This window comes from Prosthecobacter fluviatilis (assembly GCF_042655725.1).
Classification (GTDB): Bacteria; Verrucomicrobiota; Verrucomicrobiia; order Verrucomicrobiales; family Verrucomicrobiaceae; genus Prosthecobacter; species Prosthecobacter fluviatilis.
Genome location: NZ_JBHSMQ010000007.1, coordinates 1 through 16,042, shown reverse-complemented (window position 1 = coordinate 16,042; position 16,042 = coordinate 1). Strand labels below are relative to the sequence as shown.

The 16,042-nt window shown below is 63.2% G+C and carries 12 protein-coding genes; 6 read left to right on the top strand and 6 right to left on the bottom strand.

Going from position 1 to position 16,042, the window contains the following annotated elements; genetic code table 11:
• Positions 1–2 precede the first annotated feature (2 nt).
• A complete protein-coding gene (locus tag ACFQDI_RS17775; protein ID WP_377169255.1) occupies positions 3–305 on the top strand; it encodes a DUF7957 family protein in 303 nt (100 codons plus the stop codon).
• Between the two features lie 115 nt (positions 306–420).
• Here ACFQDI_RS17775 and ACFQDI_RS17770 read toward each other — a convergent pair whose 3' ends face one another.
• Both ACFQDI_RS17770 and ACFQDI_RS17765 read right to left on the bottom strand, forming a co-directional pair.
• Entirely contained in the window at positions 421–1,554 is a 1,134-nt protein-coding gene (locus tag ACFQDI_RS17770; protein WP_377169253.1) for a sensor histidine kinase, read from the bottom strand.
• Positions 1,551–2,249 carry a response regulator transcription factor gene (locus ACFQDI_RS17765; protein WP_377169251.1) on the bottom strand — a complete coding sequence of 233 codons (699 nt, stop codon included), beginning with the start codon at positions 2,247–2,249 and terminating at the stop codon, positions 1,551–1,553. The genes ACFQDI_RS17770 and ACFQDI_RS17765 overlap by 4 nt, the downstream gene beginning before the upstream one ends.
• Before the next feature lie 207 nt (positions 2,250–2,456).
• Here ACFQDI_RS17765 and ACFQDI_RS17760 point away from each other — a divergent pair, with 207 nt between their 5' ends.
• Positions 2,457–2,855 carry a hypothetical protein gene (locus ACFQDI_RS17760; RefSeq protein WP_377169249.1) on the top strand — a complete coding sequence of 133 codons (399 nt, stop codon included), beginning with the start codon at positions 2,457–2,459 and terminating at the stop codon, positions 2,853–2,855.
• 159 nt (positions 2,856–3,014) lie between these two features.
• Positions 3,015–3,905, top strand: coding sequence for a UDP-2,3-diacylglucosamine diphosphatase (locus ACFQDI_RS17755; RefSeq protein ID WP_377169247.1), 891 nt, complete (start codon positions 3,015–3,017; stop codon positions 3,903–3,905).
• Between the two features lie 186 nt (positions 3,906–4,091).
• On the opposite strand, the gene ACFQDI_RS17750 is transcribed toward ACFQDI_RS17755, so the two are convergent.
• The 3 genes from ACFQDI_RS17750 to ACFQDI_RS17740 form a co-directional block, all read right to left on the bottom strand.
• Positions 4,092–5,120 (bottom strand): hypothetical protein, encoded by a 1,029-nt coding sequence (locus ACFQDI_RS17750; RefSeq protein ID WP_377169245.1) that lies wholly within the window; start codon positions 5,118–5,120, stop codon positions 4,092–4,094.
• A 612-nt stretch (positions 5,121–5,732) separates the two neighbouring features.
• Positions 5,733–6,509, bottom strand: coding sequence for a hypothetical protein (locus tag ACFQDI_RS17745; RefSeq protein WP_377169243.1), 777 nt, complete (start codon positions 6,507–6,509; stop codon positions 5,733–5,735).
• 74 nt (positions 6,510–6,583) lie between these two features.
• On the bottom strand, positions 6,584–6,712 hold the full coding sequence (locus ACFQDI_RS17740) for a hypothetical protein (protein ID WP_377169240.1): 129 nt from the start codon (positions 6,710–6,712) through the stop codon (positions 6,584–6,586).
• A 142-nt stretch (positions 6,713–6,854) separates the two neighbouring features.
• On the opposite strand from ACFQDI_RS17740, the gene ACFQDI_RS17735 reads away from it, so the two are divergent.
• Together ACFQDI_RS17735 and ACFQDI_RS17730 are read left to right on the top strand one after the other, a co-directional pair.
• Positions 6,855–8,048 (top strand): efflux RND transporter periplasmic adaptor subunit, encoded by a 1,194-nt coding sequence (locus tag ACFQDI_RS17735; protein WP_377169238.1) that lies wholly within the window; start codon positions 6,855–6,857, stop codon positions 8,046–8,048.
• A gap of 12 nt (positions 8,049–8,060) precedes the next feature.
• Positions 8,061–11,267, top strand: a complete 3,207-nt coding sequence (locus tag ACFQDI_RS17730; RefSeq protein ID WP_377169236.1) for an efflux RND transporter permease subunit — start codon at positions 8,061–8,063, stop codon at positions 11,265–11,267.
• A 257-nt stretch (positions 11,268–11,524) separates the two neighbouring features.
• Here ACFQDI_RS17730 and ACFQDI_RS17725 read toward each other — a convergent pair whose 3' ends face one another.
• On the bottom strand, positions 11,525–14,581 hold the full coding sequence (locus ACFQDI_RS17725; RefSeq protein ID WP_377169234.1) for an SEL1-like repeat protein: 3,057 nt from the start codon (positions 14,579–14,581) through the stop codon (positions 11,525–11,527).
• 158 nt (positions 14,582–14,739) lie between these two features.
• On the opposite strand from ACFQDI_RS17725, the gene dinB reads away from it, so the two are divergent.
• Positions 14,740–15,819, top strand: coding sequence for a DNA polymerase IV (dinB, locus tag ACFQDI_RS17720; protein ID WP_377169232.1), 1,080 nt, complete (start codon positions 14,740–14,742; stop codon positions 15,817–15,819).
• Positions 15,820–16,042 lie beyond the last annotated feature (223 nt).

The following is a 16,042-nucleotide window of genomic DNA, read 5'->3' as shown; positions in this document are numbered from 1 at the left end:
CCATGAAACAAATCGATCTTCAGCAGGCATCAACGGTGGTCCGATTGTCGGACGAGTTTCTGCTGGCTCTCATCTCCTATGAATGCCTCGACACTGAGGAAGATCGGCGTCGAAACCTTTTCAAGGTCGATGAAACTGGGATGGTACTCTGGCAGGTCGGAGACTACGTCGCGACACCATCACTTTCCACTTTCACCAATGTGGAGCTGCGGAATCAGGAGGTTTGGGCCTTTAATTTCGACGGCGGCCTGTACCGAATTGATCAGGGCAGCGGCGCAGTCCTGGCTTCGAATTTCGTCAAATGAGCGTTGTCATTCCACCAACATGCAGTGGTGAATGGCCTGGTTTGATTTTGATTCCTGAGGCGGGCTGGTTTCTCGCGGGGGTGGGTGTTTGCGGAGCGGGAGAACGAGGACGATTTTAGCCGGGGAGTGGCACGCGGATGGTGAAGGTGGTGGCGTGGCCGGGGTGGCTTTCGAGGTCGATGGTGCCGCCGTGGAGCTCGACGGCGCGCTTGACGATGGAGAGGCCGAGGCCGGTGCCTTTGGAGTCCTGGCTGGTGCGGTAGAAACGCCTGAAGGCGTAGGGCAGGTCTTCGGGACGGATGCCGACGCCGTCGTCTGTGACGGTGATGAGGCACTCGTGCTGGGTCCAGCGACCGGCGATGGCGATGCGGAGGCCGGTGCGGGGATTCTCCTTGAGGGCGTTTTCGATGAGATTGGAAAAAATCTGGTCCCAGTAGAAGCGGTCGCCGCTGAGGAGGCCGCCGTCCGGGGGGAAGTCGAGGGTGATGTGGGGCTGGCGGACTTCGATGAGGGGGGTGAGGTGCTCGATGGCGTCGTGCACGCAGCCACGGAGGAGGAAGGTCTCGGTCTTGAGAGGCTCTTCGAGCCCTTCGAGCCGGGCGAGGGTGAGCATGTCGTCGATGATGCGCATCATGCGACGGGAGTGCTTTTCCATGACATCGAGACAGCGGCCGAGGGAGGCGGTGTTTTTGATCATGCCGCTTTTCAGCGTCTCGATGTAGCCGTGGATGAGGGAGAGCGGGGTGCGGAGCTCGTGACCGGCGCTGGTGACGAAGTCCTGGCGTGTCTGGGCGATGGTGTCGTGCTCGGTGCGGTCTTCGGCCATGACCCACACTCCGGTGCGGGGGCCCTCACTCCAGGGGGAGGCGATGAGGTGGTAGTGGCGCTCGTGGCTCCACTCGGCGGCGTAGCTGTGGGGGAGCGGGAGGCGGAGCTCGCCCTCGACGCGGGTGCGGCGTGCGCGTGCGTCTGAGATGATGCGGCTGACGGCCTCGAGGGCGGGTGCGGTGCCGAGGGGGCGGCCCTCCTCCAGGGGATGGGGGAGGAGCATGACGCTGATGGCGAGATTGGCAAAGAGGATGAGGCCGGCCTCGTCGAGGACGAGGATGCCCTGGGGGGCTTCATTGAGGAGGGCACCGAAGAGGCGGCAGTCGTCCTGCATGCACATGGGGGCTGCGGGAGGCGGCGCGGGCGCGGGTGCGGGTGCGGGTGCGGCGGCGAGGGGCGCGGGCTTTGCCTGGAGGGTCATGCGTCTGCCAGCTCCTGCACTATGCTCTGAAACATGTAGCCCTGGCGGCGGTGGGTGCCGATGTGGCGGCCGTGGTCTCCGAGCTTGTCGCGGAGGCGCTTGATGTGGGTGTCGAGGGTGCGGGAGTGGGTGTCGTCTGCGTAGCCCCACACAGCGCTGAGGAGCTCGCTGCGGGAGTGGATGACGTCCGGATTGGCCATGAGGGTGGTGATGAGCTTGAGCTCGGTGATGGTGAGCTCGACGAGCTTTCCGCTGATGGAGAGGGACATGTTTTTGCGGTCGAGGAGGAACTCGCCGATGCGCTGCTCTGCGAGCATGACGACCTTTTGCGAACGGCGGAGGACGGCGCCGATGCGGAGCATGAGCTCGCGGGGGCTGAAGGGCTTGGTGAGGTAGTCGTCTGCGCCGCTTTCGAGCCCGGCGATGCGGTCATTCGTCTGCGCCCGTGCGGTGAGCATGATGACGGGGATGTGGCGCGTGCGGGTGTCTGCACGGAGGCGGCGGTGGACCTGGACGCCGTCGATGCCGGGGAGCATGATGTCGAGGACGATGAGGTCTGGCGCGGTCTTGACGGCCATGGGGAGGACGGCGAGGCCGTTGCCTACGGAGACGACTTCGTGGCCTTCGCGCTGGAGGTGGAGGCTCACGAGTTCGACAATATCCTTCTCATCATCGACTACCAGGATTCTGCTCATGTTCGGGTGACGAGACTGTGACGGCAGGAATGGAGTGCTGCCAAAGACAAGGATGTTACGATCTCGTCGCAGAGTGTGGCGGTGGTGAAGGGTGACGGATTTGTTGCGGAGGGAGGTGAAGGAAAGCGGGGTGTGCTGGCGGGGGATAAAGAGGGCGGCTTTTCAACGAAGGCGTGCCACTTATTCATGGGTAGCTTCTGACACTACATGACACGAGGCCTGTGGTGGTGGGACGGATGCGATGGCGACGCCAGAGGTGTGCGCGATGAGCCCCTGGGGCTGGGCGCAGGCGGTCACATCACGTGGTGGTCACATAATTGTGACGCGTTCGTGTTTGAGGAGCGGCTGAGGGCTCTCAATGATGAAGACATGTTCAAGCCGAGACATGATGAACTTCACTGCTTCCTGCAATGGCGCCGGCAGACGCGCTTCATCCGCCATCATGGCGGGCCGATCATGGCTGTGACGCTGTTCTTCACGTGCCTGTGGTTTGTGTGGCGTGCGTGTGAGAGCCGCAGGCAGACGGAGGACCTGCCGCAGGTGGAGACGCTGCGCATGCATGAGCTGGACCGCAAGCTGCAGGTGGCACAGATGCCGCGGCTGTGAGGCGCACGGGGTGGCGCACCCGTGACGAAAACGTTTGAGTTGCGGTCTTTCACGCGGGGCGCGGCGGCACGATGTCTGGTGACAAGGCCGTGACTATTCACAGGTGCCCGCTGTCCGGGTGCCGTGGCTGGCACGGCTGACACATCCCGACTCCACAAGATGAAAACGAAACTTCGCATCAAGACGCTGTTCATGTCCGACGTGCACCTGGGCATGGCGGACTCCAAGGCCGTGCAGGCGGCGCATCTGATCCGGCACTGCAAGTGCGAGAAGCTGGTGCTCAACGGCGACATCATCGATGTGTGGGCGCTGAAGAGCTCGGGGCGCTGGACGCAGGAGCACACGCACTTTGTGCGCACGGTGCTCAAAAAGATGGAGAAGGAGAACACGGAGGTGATCTACCTGCGCGGGAACCATGATGACATCCTGGAGAAGTTTCTGCCGTTCAAGCTGGCGGGCCTTTCGCTGGTGGACGAGCACATCCATGAGTCGCCGCACGGGCGCTACCTGGTGGTGCACGGGGATGGCTTTGACCATGTGACGACGAACCACGTGTGGCTGGCAAAGGTGGGTGCGGTGGGCTATGAGCTGCTGCTGCGCGTGAACCGGCTGTACAATGCGTGGCTGCGCTGGCGCAACCAGGAGGCCTTTTCCCTGAGCCGGTGGGTGAAGATGAAGGTGAAGAATGTGGTGAGCTTTGTGGGCCGCTACGAGGAGCAGTTGCAGAAGCTGGCGCGCTGGAAGGGCTGCAGCGGGATCATCTGCGGGCACATCCACACGCCAGCGGACAAGATGATCGAGGACGTGCACTACCTGAACTCGGGAGACTGGGTGGAGAGCATGACGGTGGTGGTGGAGCATCTGGACCGCACGTTTGAGGTGCTGAGTTATCATGACTTCTGCCGCCTGACGGGCCGCAAGCCCAAGGGGGGAGACCCGAGCATGGATGTGAGCGACATCAGCAACCGCGCGCCGGGACTGCCTGCGCCAGTGAGCTATGAGGAGACGGAGGATGCTGAAGAGGAAGCCGAGGAGATGGCGGGGGTGTAGCCTGGTGGCAGTGCCGCCTTATCTTATCCAATCTGCTTTGATCTGGTCTTATCTGGTTTGATCTACCCTGCCCTGCGCGGGGCTGCGGCTATGCGTGAGTGCCATTCACGGCTGGCATCATTTTTGAAAGAGATCAGGCGTGTGAAGTGAGCGCCATGTTCAGCCCCGGGAGGGTGCTGCGGGTCTTCAGTCTTCGGTGATGATGGGGATGTCCTTGGAGTCGCGGGCGGATTTGGCCTCGTCGAGTTTTCCGTCCTTGATGAGGCGTGTGATGATCTGCTCGGCCTTCTGATTATAGTCCTCCATGACCGGGAGGGAGGCTTTGGCGCGGGCGGCCTGGAGGCTCATGAGGGCGCTCTCGTAGGTGGAGCGCAGGGAGGCGAGCGAGGGAGCCTGGGCGGGCACGGTCTGTCGGGAGGGACGGCCGGTCTTCACGACGGTGTCCTTCTCACTGCGGAGGGCGAGCGCTTCGTCGAGCTGGCCCTGGGACTGGGCGGTTTTGAGAGCTTTGTCGATGGCGGCGAGGTACCTGTCATTGAGCGCGGCGACGCTCTGCTCGTAGGTTTTCCAGATCTGGGCGCGGAGGGCGCGCTCTGTGGCCGAGCGGAGGATTTTGAGCTCTCCGGTGGAGGTGTCCGCGACCTTGGCGGGGAGGGCGGCTGCAGGGGCGGTGTCCTTGTCACTGAGGCGGCCTGTTTTCAGCCACCAGCTGTCTGGAAAGCGGCTGGCCTTGGAGGGCTCGCTCTCGAAGATCTTGACGCCTGCGTAGCGGACGATGGTGACGGAGTCCTCGACGTGGGAGGCCTTGTCTCCGGTGATGCCTTCGATCTGTTTGTTGGTCTCAGAAAAGCTGATGTAAACCTCCTCGGCGCCTTTGCGGGCGATGACGAAGTCCTGGCGGCATCTGAGGACGTACCAGGCCTTGTCATGGGTGCGGAAGAGCATGCGGACTTCGGCGCTGAGCTTTCCGGCCACGCTGGCCTGGGGCCCGGTGTTGACGACGGGCAGCCTGGCTTTGATGAAGGTGGCGGTGCGGGTGTCCTGCGGAGCGGCGTCTGCGGCTCTGAAGCGCAGCCCTTTGACGATGGCCTGATCATCTGCGGAGAGGGTGCTGACATCGGCCTCCTGCTGCTGGGCGTGCACAGGGATGTGAAGCAGCGCCGCAGCGAGGAAGAGGCGGAGTGTGCTCACGATGGAACGACTGAGGCGGGACATGCATCGTATTCACCTGAAAAGGCGGAGGAATGCAAGGCTTACTTAACAGGACTGCTGATGGTGGCAGGCCATGCGGTGAGGCTGCGCCCGTGTCCTGACACTGCATCTGCGAGGAGCGTGGAATGTGGGGTGAGGCTTTGTCTAAGGCATGAATGGCACTCAGTTAAGGTCATGGATTTGTGGGATGGGGAAGGCTGGCCACTTCAGCAAGCCGTGCTTTTGGAACCGAAGCGCAGCGGAGGTAGACAGCCGCAGGCTGCCCGAAGGGTGAGCGTAGCGAATCAATGCGGTCGCGCAGATGCACGGCGCAGGCCTGCATCGGAGCTACCGCTTTCTAGGGGGGCACGGCGGGCGTGGGGCTGGGGCTGGCGAGGGTGTCACCGGCTGCCGCTTTCGGGTGTGTGCTGGTAGGCGGAGTCACCGAGCACGGCCAAAGCGGTAGCTGCGGTCGTTCCTCCCTTCGCGACCGCAGTCCATATTATGGGAGGCTGCGAATGCGGAGCCAAAACACTGCCAGCCAGACCTGCAAAATGAACGACGGCCCGCCTTAACTGAGTGCCATTCATGCCGGGCATTTGATTACCCCAGCGTCTTCTCCATCGCGGCCTGAGGCTACCAAGCAGGTTTGACCACAATATCTCCGGCTCCTTCGACGCTCATGATATAGATCGCCCCGTGGGCGCGAATGTGCACCTTGAGCACTCCTCCATTGGCGAGGGGATAAAAAGCGGCGGCCTTGTTGTCCACCTGCTCCCAGGGCTGACCGTTTCCCAGTTTGAAGATACGGCCTTGCTTGAAGCCTGTGAAAGTCCTGCCGGAAATCCAGTTGTCCAAGGGGACATGCACGGGCCCCTGAAATGCAGGAGCTGCGACTTTGGGCTTCACCTCGGGGTGACGCGCTTGACGCACCTGGTTCAGCCAAGCCGAAAGCGACTGCACTTCAGAGGCAGACAGATTATTCGCGCTGTTGATCCATCTTGGAATAATGGCCGAGGGGCGTTCGACATAATCTTTTAACACCAGCTGCTCACTCTCATTGAGCTTGTCGACGCCTGTCACCTGCCGCTCGCGATTTGTCATCATGGCCGCGAGCGGTCCAGCGGGCGCCCGCCTGCCGACGCCAGCCGCAGCGGGGTTGGTGGGGTCTATGATGCTGACGAGGAATTCAATGCTACGGCCCTGGGAATGGGTGAACTGGATGCGCTGAGTGTCGAGGGCCTCGATTTTCACACGAGTGTAAACTCTGCCGGCCTGTGTGCGGAGCTCTGCCAGCCGCATGCCTGGACTGAGCTGGTAGGCCCAGGCAGGGGCCAGCACCTCCACCACCTGTGCTCTGGCAGGAGAAAGGGCGAGTGCAATGCCTGCGAGCAAACCAGTAAAAAACTTCATGCGACACCTTGAATTCGCCACCCCCATTGGTCAACCCGACTAGCATAAAGAACCTTCTTTCGTGGAACAGGCTGTCAGATGGACACGGCCACATCTCCTCCCATGAGGATGGTTTTGCGGCTGGTGGGTTGCTCGTGCGGGCATGCCCGCTCGCGGTTGATGGAGACAGGGCGCTGGGTGCATGTGGCGGTTTGCCATTCCATGGATAAGTGATACGCCTATGAATGCTTTGAGCAGCCTGTGAGGGGTGGGGCTGAGGGGGTATATGGCTTGTGGGGTCCGCAGGGGATAGGGCCTCCTTTGCTTTACATTGGTGCGTCGGGGCATAGAATCATGCCACCCCTTATGAGTTATAGAGACCACTCCACCGTGTTCAGTCCGTTTCACTCCACTGAGAGCTGCAAGGCCAGGGGGCTGCGACCTGGGAGGTGGGCGGCTCTGATGTGCGCGGGACTGCTGGCGCTGACGCTGAGCAGCTGCGACCACAAAGATGAGCACGCCAAGGATGGGCACCACGCAGAGGAGGCGGAGGAGGAAGAATCCCAGCTGGTGCTGACGAAGCCGATCCGCCGGGACACGGTGATCACGCGTGATTATGTGTGCCAGATCCGCTCATGCCGGAACATTGAGATCCGTGCACTGGAGCGCGGCTACCTGGAGGTGGTGAATGTGAAGGAGGGCCAGTTTCTGAAGGAGGGTGACCTGATGTTTTCCATCCTGCCGCGGGTGTACAACGCGGTGGTGAAGCGTGCGGAGGCGGAGGCGCAGGTGGCGCGGGTGGAGTATGAGAACACGAAGCGCCTGCTGGCCTCGAACGTGGTGTCTGACAAGGAGCTGACGATGGCGAAGGCCAAGCTGGACCAGAAGCTGGCGGAGGTGAACCTTTCGCAGACGCACCTGGGCTTTACGACGATCAAGGCGCCGTTTTCCGGGCTGATGGACCGGCTGCGGCTGCGGAACGGGAGCCTGGTGGAGGTGGGGGATCTGCTGACGACGCTGTCTGACAACAGCGAGATGTGGATCTACTTCAACGTGCCTGAGGCGGACTACCTGGAGTATGCCTCGCACAAGCAGTCGGAGGAGAGCAAGCAGGTGAGCCTGGTGATGGCGAACGGCAAGCTGTTTGACCAGAAGGGACGTGTGAACGTGATCGAGGGCGAGTTTAACAACAAGACGGGGACGATCCCCTTCCGTGCGGATTTCCCGAATCCCAAGGGGCTGCTGAGGCACGGGGAGACGGGCAACATCCGCATGCAGCGGACGGTGAAGAATGCGCTGCTGGTGCCGCAGAAGTCCACCTTTGAGCTGGGGGGCGACCACTACATCTACAGCGTGAGCAAGGATGATGTGATCAAGCAGGCGAAGATCGAGGTGGCCGAAGAGCTGGAGGATCTGTACGTGGTGAGCTCCGGACTGGCTGAAGAGGACCGGATCATTTTTGAAGGCCAGCGCCAGGTGCATGATGGCGAGAAGGCCGAGGACTACCGATACGAAGAGCCGAAGGAGGCGTATGCCCACCTGAAGCTCCAGGCGCAGTAAATTCCAACCTCCATGTTTTCGAAGATCTTACAGCGGCCTGCCCTGGCCATTGTAATCTCGTTGATCATTGTGTTTTTGGGCGGGCTCTCGATCGTGAGGCTGCCCATCTCACAGTTTCCCAACGTGGCGCCGGTGGTGGTGATGGTGAACATCACCTACCCCGGGGCGAGTGCGAAGGTGCTGGAGGAGAGCGTGCTGGTGCTGCTGGACCAGGCGATCAACGGGGTGCAGGACATGAAGTACATGATGTCTGACGCGACGAGCGCGGGCGAGGCCACGATCCAGGTGGTGTTTCACCTGGGGACGGACCCGAATGATGCGACGGTGAACGTGCTGAACCGGGTGAACCAGGTGAGGAACCAGCTGCCGCCGCTGGTGCAGCGGGAGGGGATCATCGTGAACAACGTGAGCCCGAACATGCTGATGTACGTGAACCTGTACAGCACGGACAAGAACGCGGACATGCAGTTTCTTTTCAACTACGCGTTTGTGCAGCTGCAGCCGGAGCTGGCGCGCATCCGGGGGGTGGGGCAGGTGCGCATCCTGGGCACACGAAACTATGCGATGCGTATCTGGCTGAAGCCGGACCGGATGCGGGCGTACAATGTGTCCACGGACGCTGTGATGAAGGCGCTGGAGGAGCAGAGCGTGATCGGGACGCCGGGGAGGCTGGGGCGGGCGGATGCGCAGCGCTCCCAGGCGCTGGAGTATGTGCTGACGTACAAGGGGCGCTACAACACGCAGGAGCAGTATGAGAAGGTGATCCTGCGAGCGACGGAAAACGGGGAGATCCTGAGGCTGAAGGATGTGGCGCGGGTGGAGCTGGGGAGCGAGTTTTATGACCTGTATTCGGATTTGGACGGGCACCCTTCGGCGGCGATCGTGATCAAGCAGAGCTACAACAGCAACGCGCATGAGGTGATCGGGCAGCTGAAGGACCGTCTGGAACTGATGAAACGCAAGAGCTTCCCGGCGGGGATGGACTACGAGATCAGCTATGATGTGTCGAAGTTTCTGGATGCGTCGATCGAGAAGGTGCTGCACACGCTGCTGGAGGCCTTCATCCTGGTGTCGCTGGTGGTGTTTGTGTTTCTGGGGGATTTGCGGAGCACGCTGATCCCGACGCTGGCGGTGCCGGTGTCGCTGATCGGGGCGTTTTTCCTGATGCAGATGTGCGGGGTGAGCATCAACCTGATCACGCTGTTTGCGCTGGTGCTGGCGATCGGGATCGTGGTGGACGACCCGATCGTGGTGGTGGAGGCGGTGCATGCGAAGATGCACGGGACGAAGCACACGCCGTATGAGGCGGTGCAGAAGGTGATGGTGGAGATCGCGGGGGCGGTGATCGCGATCACGCTGGTGATGACGGCGGTGTTTGTGCCGGTGACGTTCATGTCCGGGCCGGTGGGGGTGTTTTACCGGGAATTTTCCATCACGATGGCGTCTGCGATCATCCTCTCCGGGATCATGGCGCTGACGCTGACGCCGGTGCTGTGCGCGATGATTTTGCGGAGGCCGGAGGTGCAGCACCAGCACAAGCACCGGAGGAGGGGGCCGGTGGAGTGGGTGCTGGAGCACTTTAACAGCGCCTTTGAAAAGCTGACGCGGGTGTATGTGGGACTGCTGAAGAAGATCGTGCACCGCCAGGGCATGACGCTGGGCATTCTGGTGCTGGCGGGCGGGGCCATCTATGTGGTGAACCAGTCACTGTCTCCGGGATTCATCCCGGCTGAGGACCAGGGGATGATCTACGCCATTTTGCAGACGCCGCCGGGGAGCACGCTGGAGCGGACGTTTGCGAAGTCGCTGGAGCTGGAGAAGATCGCGAAGCAGATCCCGGGGGTGCAGTCGGTGTCGTCGCTGGCGGGGTATGAGGTGCTGACGGAGGGGCGCGGGTCGAACGCGGGGACGTGCCTGATCAATCTGAAAAACTGGAGCGAGCGGAAGATGAACTCGCGGCAGATTATCGCGGCGCTGGAGAAGCGGTGCCATGTGATCTCGGGGGTGAAGCTGGAGTTTTACGAGCCGCCGGCGGTGCCGGGCTACGGGGCGGCGGGGGGCTTTTCCCTGCGGCTGCTGGACAAGACGAGCAGCGGTGACTACGACCGGCTGCAGGTGGTGAACGACGAATTCATGGAGGCGCTGAAGAAGCGCAAGGAGCTGCACGGGCTGTTCACGTTTTTCAGCGCGAACTACCCGCAGCTGGACATCGAGATCGACAACCAGATGGCGATGCAGAAGGGGGTGTCCATCAAGACGGCGATGGAGAGCCTGGCGATCCTGGTGGCGAGCACGTATGAGCAGGGCTTCATCAAGTTTGGGCGGTTCTGGAAGCTGTATGTGCAGGCGGACCCGAAGTACCGTGAGATGCCGAAGGACCTGCAGGACCTGTATGTGGGCAATGACAAGGGGGAGATGGTGCCGTTCTCGGAGTTTGTGGTGCTGAAGCAGAAGCAGGGGCTCAATGAGATCACGCGGTACAACGCCTACCCTGCCCCGTCCATCCAGGGTGCGCCAGCGGCGGGGTACAGCAGCGGGGACGCGATCAAGGCGATCGAGGAGGTGGCGGAGAAGACGCTGCCGCGCGGGTATGACATCGGGTGGGCGGGGCTGGCGTTTGACGAGGTGGCGCGCGGGAACGAGGCCATCTACATCTTCATCGTGGTGCTGATGTTTGTGTACCTGGTGCTGGTGGGGCAGTATGAGAGCTTTCTGCTGCCGCTGGCGGTGATTCTTTCCCTGCCGATCGGGGTGATGGGGTCGTTTGTGATGCTGCACACGTTTGGGCTGGACAATGACATCTTTGCGCAGGTGGGGCTGATCATGCTGGTGGGGCTGCTGGGGAAGAACGCGATTTTGATCGTGGAATTTGCGACGCAGAAGCACCAGCAGGGGCTGCCGATTTTGGATGCGGCGATCGAGGGCGCGCGGGTGCGCTTCCGGCCGATTTTGATGACGTCGTTTGCGTTCATCGCGGGGATGGTTCCCCTGCTCCGCGCATCGGGTGCGGGCGCGATCGCGAACAAGACGATCGGTGCGTCTGCGGCGGGCGGGATGCTGCTGGGGACGCTGGTGGGGCTGCTGGTGATCCCGGGGCTGTACTTTCTCTTTGCCACCCTGGCTGACCGGCGGAAGCTGCTGCCAGATGAGCGGAACATGCCGCTGAGCGAGGCGAAGGGCCAGGGCGCGGCGGGAACGAGCGAGGCTGTGGAGCTGTGAGGGGGGCTTGGTTCTCGGTTCTCGGTTCTCGGTTCTTGGTTCTTGGTTCTTGGTTCTTGGTTCTCGGTTCTCGGTTCTCGGTTCTCGGTTCTCGGTTCTCGGTTCTCGGTTCTCGGTTCTCGGTTCTCGGTTCTTGATTCTCGGTTCTCGGTTCTCGGTTCTCGGTTCTTGGTGGTGGGGTGTTGGGAAAGTGTTATTCTAATCGTTAGTGGTATTTTATGTCACGACACTACCATGCTCTGAGGCCGGGGGCTGGCTCAGAGTGTGCGGGCTTTCTGGAACTCTTCGACGAGCTTTTCGGCGGCGGTGATCTGTGCGGGGGAGAGGGTCTTTTTGAGGGCGGCGACGGCGGTGATAGCGTCGGGCTGCTTCTGCGCGGCGGAGAGGAGGTACCAGTGGAGGGCGGCGACGGGGTCTTTGGCGGTGCCGGTGCCGTCGCGGCAGGCGTCTCCGAGGGCAAACTGGGCGTAGGCATCCTGCTGGTCTGCAGCTTTGCGGTACCAGGCCACGGCGGCGGCGGGATCTTTGGCGATGCCAAAGCCGTCCATGCAGCAGTCGCCGAGGCGTGCCTGGGCGAGGGGCTGGCCCTGGTCTGCGGCTTTGCGCAGCCACTGCACGGCCTGGGGGGGATCTTCGGGGATGGTGGTGCCGGCGTAGAGGGCTTCGCCGACTTCAAACTGGGCTGCGGCATGGCCCTGGGCGGCGGCTTTGAGAAACCACTGGTGGGCCTGCGCGGGGTCTTTGGGGACGCCGTCTCCGCTCTGGCAGTGCAGGCCGTAGGTGTACTGGGCGCTGGCGAGGCCCTTGTCTGCGGCCCGGCGGGTCCAGCGGGCACTTTCGCGGAGGTCTTTGGGCACGCCATCGCCATTGGCATAGACGCGGCCGAGGGCCTCGAGCGCGGTGGTGTAGTCCTGGGCGGCGGCCTTGAGGAGCCACTGGCGGGCGGTGGCGTCGTCTGCGGTCACGCCCATGCCCTCATGGTAGCAGACGCCCAGATTGTACTGGGCGGCGGGGTAGCCCTGGTCTGCGGCTTTGCGATACCATGCGGCGGACTGCACGAGGTCTCTGGGCACGCCCTTTCCGCTGGCGTAGTCTCTGCCGAGGCAGTACTGCGCGTACACATGCCCCTGAGCGGCTGCTTTGAGATACCACTGGATGGCATCGGTGGGACTGGCGGGGATGTCGCGGCCTTCATGGCAGGCATTTCCGAGCTCGTACTGGGAGCTGAGGTAGCCGCGCTCTGCGGCGAGGCGCAGCCAGCGGATGGACTCGGCCCCGTCCTTGCTGAAGTGCCTGGCCATGTCGTGCTGGGCAGGGGCGTAGTCCTGATCTGCGGCCCTGCGGGTCCAGCGCGCGGCCTGGGCGAGGTCTTGGGGCACGCTGCGGCCGTCTCTGAGGAGGGTGCCGAGATCGTACTGGGCGATGGCGAGGTTTTGCTCTGCGGCCCGTTGCAGCCATTGGAGGCCGGAGCGGGTGTCTGCGGCGGTGCCCCGGGCCTGCAGGCAGCATTTGCCGACGCGGTACTGGGCCTGCGGGTGGCCCTGCTGCGCGGCCTTGAGATTCCACTGGTAGAACTCGACGTCTTCGAAGGCGTAGTGCTGGGCGATGAGGTACTGGGCGTGGGCATCGCCCTTGTCTGCGGCGGTGCGGAGCCGCTTTTCGACGGCGAGCGGGTCTGTGGTGTGGTGGGGGCTCTGCGGGCAGGTGGGGTCTGAGGCGGCGAGCACGGCGGCCTGGCGTGACCAGCGCGCAGCAGCGACGGGGTCTTTGTGCAGACCGGTGCCCTCCTCGTAGAGCCGTGCCAGGGCGTGGAGAGCGGTGGCACTGCCATACTCGGCGGCAAAGCGCAGCCAGAAGGCGGCGGTGACGGGGTCTTTTTCCAGGCCCTCTCCGTGCAGGTAGCAGAGGCCGAGGGCGCAGCTGGCGGCGATGTGGCCGTGGTCTGCGGCGCGGAGAAAATAAGCGGCGGCGGCGGCGGGGTCTTTCGTGCCCTCCGCGCCCTGCTGGCAGGCGAGGCCGAGCTGATACTGCGCGTTTTCGCGGCCACGGCCATCGGAGCCGGGGAGATCTGCGGCGCTGTGCAGCCACTCGTAGGCGCGGGAGACGTTTTTGGTCACGCCCTGGCCGAGCAGGTAGCTCATGCCGAGGTGGTACTGGGCGCTGGAGTAGCGCTGCTCTGCGGCCTTGGCAAACCATTCGATGGCGGCGGATTCGTCGGTCTCGATGCCGTGGCCCCGCCAGAGGGCGGCGCCCATCATGTACTGGGCATAGGCCTGGCCCTGCTGTGCGGCACGGTTCAGCCAGCGCACGGCTTCTTCAGGATCGACGGGGCTGCCCTCGCCTTTCCAGTAGCTGAGGCCGAGGCGGTACTGGGAGTAGGGGTAGCCCTGCTCTGCGGCGGCGCGAAACCAGCGCACGCCCTCCGCAGCATCTGCGGGCAGGCCGATGCCGTCCGTGAAGCAGATGGCGAGGCGGTTTTGCGCATAGACGTCGCTCTGCGCGGCGGCTTTGCGCAGCCACACGATGGCTTTGGCGGGGTCTTTGGCCACGCCGGTGCCATTGAGGTAGCAGTGGCCAAGAAGGCTCTGGCCTGCGGCGAAGCCCTGATCTGCGGCGGCCTGATACCAGCGGGCGGCGGCGGGGAGATCTTTGTCGGTGCCTTTGCCGCTGTGGCAGAGCTGGCCCATGGCGACCTGGGCGCGGGGCTCGTGCATGTCTGCGGCGCGGCGGTACCACTGGAGGGCGAGCGCGAGGTCCTGCGGGATGCCTTCGCCGCTGGCATAGGCTGCGCCGAGGCCGTACATGCCGATGGCCGAGCCCTGATCGACGGAGCGGCGGATCCACTTGAGGGCCTCCTCGGGATTTTTGGGCATGTAGCGGCCCTCCTGATAGGCGATGCCAAAGCGTGCCTGCGATCTGGCAAAGCCCTGCTCGGCGGCTTTGCGGAGCCACCCGACGGCGACGGTGCCGTTGCGCTTGACGCCATCGCCGAGGAAGTAGGCGGTGGCGGCGGCGTCCTGGGCCTCGGCGTGGCCCTGATTGCCGGCTTTGCGATACCACTGCACGGCGGCAGCGGGGTCTTTGGGAACGCCTTTGCCTGCATGAAGGCGCTGACCCATGGCAAACTGGGCGGCGGCATCGCCTTTCTCGGCCAGAGCCTGGACCTCGGCGAGCGGGGTGTCATCGCCGATGGCGGGCGCAGTCGCGGACTGGGGCAAGGACTCCGGCTGCTGCGCGGGTGCGGGCGGTGCGATGAGGAGGCTCAGGATGGACAGGGTGACAACGAGTGCGTGCGATGCCTGGGTGGTGGTCATAGAGCCGTGACATGGAGCGAAGCATTGATGGGGCGTGGTGTCACGCGGGGAGTTGATTGTTCGTTCTTGGTTCTTGGTTCTTGGTTCTTGGTTCTTGGTTGTTCGTTGTTTGTCAGGCTGTATCTGGCAGGCAGCATCTCCCCTTCCCCCCTCACTCAATGGCACGCATCATCATGCACATGGACATGGACGCCTTCTTTGCGTCGGTGGAGCAGCGGGACAACCCGGAGTACCGGGGGAAGCCGGTGATCGTGGGATCTCCGCCGGACCGGCGGGGGGTGGTGTGCGCAGCGAGCTATGAGGCGCGGAAGTACAAGGTGCGCTCGGCCATGCCCTCGCGCACGGCGGGGCGGCTGTGCCCGCAGGGGATCTTTGTGCGGCCACGCATGGAGGTGTACCGGGCGGAGTCGAAGCGGATCATGGGCATCCTGAGCGAGCTGACGCCGGTGATCGAGCAGGTGTCCGTGGACGAGGCGTACCTGGACGTGAGCGCGCTGGTGGACGGTGCGCTGGAGGTGGATGAGGCGCTGGAGGCAGCGCGGCCGCTGGGGCTGGAGATCAAGCGGCGCATCCGCGAGGAGTGCGGGCTGACGGCGAGCGTGGGGATCAGCGTGAACAAGTTTCTGGCGAAGCTGGCGAGCGATTTCCAAAAGCCGGACGGGCTGACGGTGATCCTGGACCGGGACAAGATCGCGTTTCTGCGGCCGCTGCCGGTGAGCGCGATCCATGGCGTGGGGCCGGTGACGGCGCAGGGGCTGGAGTCGCTGGGGCTGCGGACGATCGGGGACCTGCAGGACACGACGCTGACGCTGGAAGGGGTGGCGGGCTCGTTTGCGGCCAAGCTGCGGGCACGGGCGATGGGGAATGATGACCGCGAGCTGGACCTGAGCGATGAGCGCAAGAGCATCAGCGCAGAAAACACGTTTCTCAATGACACGGACGCGCGGCCGGTGCTGCGCGCGGCGCTGAAGGAGATGGCGCTGGATGTGGCACAGACGCTGGGTCGGCACGGTGTGGGGGCGTTGACGGTGCAGGTGAAGGTGCGCTACAGCAACTTCACGACGCTGACGCGGCAACTCCGGCTGGAGGAGCCGGTGACGACGGAACGCGAGATCTACCGGATGGCGTGCTACCTGCTGGCGCGGCACCGGCTGGTAACGGGCCCGCTGAGACTGCTGGGCATCGGGGTCTCGACTCTGGTGGCGCCGGTGCAGCGGCAGTTGAGGCTGGGGATTTGAGGGGGACGGACGAGGCGTGTGGGTGATGGGCTGACCGGACACGCGGCACACTTGGGTGGAAACAAGTGGATTTAATTTTCTGACCTCGAAAGGTTTGTGCGGATTAACTGCCGAAGTGCATCACTCCCTGGGCGTTTGATAACTACTCACTCGTATGAAACGCTACCATCATCTCACCGTCTTCCATCGAAGAGCAATTGGACAACTGCTCAAGCAGGGAGTC